This window comes from uncultured Megasphaera sp. (assembly GCF_958350005.1).
Taxonomy (GTDB): Bacteria; Bacillota; Negativicutes; order Veillonellales; family Megasphaeraceae; genus Megasphaera.
This window is the reverse complement of sequence record NZ_CATWFF010000233.1, coordinates 1-2,729: the sequence shown is the minus strand read 5'-3', so window position 1 is coordinate 2,729 and position 2,729 is coordinate 1. Positions and strand designations below refer to the sequence as shown.

The 2,729-nt window shown below is 51.0% G+C and carries 1 protein-coding gene; it reads right to left on the bottom strand.

All coding sequences use genetic code 11. The annotated features are described in order from the left end of the window. Positions 1-167: 167 nt before the first annotated feature. Positions 168-2,594, bottom strand: a complete 2,427-nt coding sequence (locus Q3886_RS09880) for a CehA/McbA family metallohydrolase (protein WP_301861302.1) — start codon at positions 2,592-2,594, stop codon at positions 168-170. Positions 2,595-2,729 lie beyond the last annotated feature (135 nt).

The following is a 2,729-nucleotide window of genomic DNA, read 5'->3' as shown; positions in this document are numbered from 1 at the left end:
CGATCCTGACGGCCTGGTATTTATACTTCATCCCCCTGTGGAATTACGCCCTGTCTGCCCGCCAGGCAAGGCGACCTGCATCACCTACGGCATAACCTCCCACTGCACGCAAAAACTGCGCCCTCCTGAGAGAGCGCAGTTTTTATATGCCTGCTTATAGCCAGGCCTTATTGCTGTACCTGAATCCAAACAGGATTGGTAACAGCATAATGATCTTTGCCGTCAACAGCAACGATATTATACCATGTATCATCTGCCGGCGTAACAGTCAGTTCGTATTCAACAGGTTTTGTCGTACCGTCCAGTGTTCTCGTATCGACGACAACGCCGCCTTTTGTACGAACTTCAATTTTCTTAATGCCATTCACAGCCTGTACCTGTGTTTTCAGCGTATATGAACTGCCTTTTTTAATGGTCTGCGTCGTGCCAAACAGAGACGACGGTGCCGGTGTGAAGATAGGACCCATCGTCGCATAGGCATGACCGTCTTTCATGGCCTGCAAATATGCCGGAGCCGTAGCTTTGCCGTCTATGTGGGCATACAGGCGGATAATACCCGGATACAGTCCGGACGTAACGTCATGCTGATCGGAACCGGCGCTGAGATATTTCTTTTCCCCTTTATCCCAGTAAGACATGGCCGCATCGAGGGCCTTTTTGTCGATATTATCAGCATCAGCCAAGTTCATCGTCGACTGCAGTTCCAGAAAGTCAAAATCATCGCTTCCCTGGTCATAGCCGCCTTTGACACCAGCCCGGTTATTCAGATATCCATAATCGGAGTAGGGATGATGAACGACAACCAGACCGCCCCGCTGATGAGCCTGCCGAATGATTTCAGCTGGCGGCAGAGATGGATCGATAGGCGGCAAGGTATAGTCATTATTCAATATGCCCCAATGTCCCCATCCTGGCGAGACTTCAATATTGGCAATGTACGGCCGATGGCCTTGGGCAGCCAGGTCAGCCATGGCCTTGCTGTTAACAGTCGAGTCGTGATCGGCTACAAGGTTAAAATCGAGACCTGCTGCAACCTGGGCTTTATACAGTTCACCAATAGGCGTAGCCCCATCGCCAATATTGGAGTGCTGATGATTGTCGTTGCCGTACCAGCCCTGTTTTTCCGGATAAATAAGCTGCGGTATGACGAACTGATGACTGAGTTGTTCGCCGCTGCGGAGCGTCGTCGTAAAGGAAGCCGGCAGAGATGTGAAATCAGCACCATGATACGCCGTAAACGTAACCGGCGTTTTTGGTGCAGCCAGGGAGAACGAAACAGCATCTTTCTGAGGATCGGCGAAGAATACCGTACCGCCCAGGGTCTTTACGTCAGACGCAATGCCCTGAACGGCGACTTTAAAGGGAATGGGACTGCCTGTGCCGTCAACAGCTGTAAAAGATGCCTTTGCCCCTTCCTGCAGGGCAAAATCCAGATCCATATCGCCCTTAACCTGTACAGGCTGTACAGCAGACGGCGTCGTCCCCTGACTCTGGGCATACAGTTCATATGCCCCCTGCGGCAGGTGCAACGCATAATGTCCCTTGTCGTCCGTAATCGTCCATACCAGAGGCTGCATAATATCTTTCATGACCGCATCGGCACCGTGAGAACGGACAGTCTGCTTATACGACCCGTTTTTCCGGACTACGACGTACGCGTTAGCTACAGGCTGACCCTGACTGTCCCGGACGACACCTTCGACGGAACCAGCCGGCACAGACGGATGTTTCTGCAGATACCGCGTCATAATCGATGCCGTTTCACCGCGGCCGGAAACGAGGAGTTCCCCTGTATAGACATAGGACTTTCCCGGTTCAATATCGCGGTTAATGTATACGTCTTTATAGCCGCTGGAGCCTTTGTAGGCATTGGCACCGTCCAGAGAAACGGATACGGCATAGTTCTTTCCATACGTAACGACAAAGTTGCCGTACGGTTCGTTTACATCCGGATCAGCACCGATATGAATTCCTGTCGTCTTTACATCCGGATAATAGCCAAAAGGCCCGAACATGCTGGCTGCCAGCGTGCTGATAGAGTAGCCGCTGTTCATGTTGCGGTACGGATCATTATCTGCCGGATTGGTAACCGTCGTCTTCAGGGAAATATAGTTATCCCCGTCTTTCAGGGTATATTCAATATCGACATTCAGCGGCTTTTTGTGGCCTGCCGTCCAGTACTGCGTATGAGCCGTAACGATGACAGCATCTTTTTCCAGACGATACGTTACCTGATCTGGCGACACATGAAGGAGGTCTTTTCCTTCAAAGGCTCCCGTAGCTGTCCAGAAATCATTCAGAAATTCGACATCATTGACCAGATCTGTGCCGAATTTCCCCTGATTCATCAGGGCCACATCCAGAATGCTGCCGCTGGTCATATTCCAGTAATTCGGCGTGCCAACAGCGAAAGACGCTGCTATTTTATCATTATAAATCGTAAAGTCATCGTTATGAACAGCCATTCCCTGATCAATCGGCGTTGGCCCTGTGACGACGCCGGCACCTAAGCTGGCGGAAAATGGCATAGCTGAACAAAGCGCTGCTACGGCGGCCTGTTTGCATAAACGTGTGTACTTATGATACCTGTGCATGATCGTTTCTCCTTTACCTCCCCTTAACAGAAGGAGCTTCTTAATACCGCAGTGACTGGTCGATAGACATGACGAAGATGATGATGCCGCCGCGGTGTACTGTCGTCTGTACTGGCGGAGGCGTCGAAAAGACAC

Excerpts from the sequence above, each read along its gene's own strand:
- Q3886_RS09880 (WP_301861302.1), bottom strand. The coding sequence starts at position 2,594 with ATGCACAGGTATCATAAGTACACACGTTTATGCAAACAGGCCGCCGTA.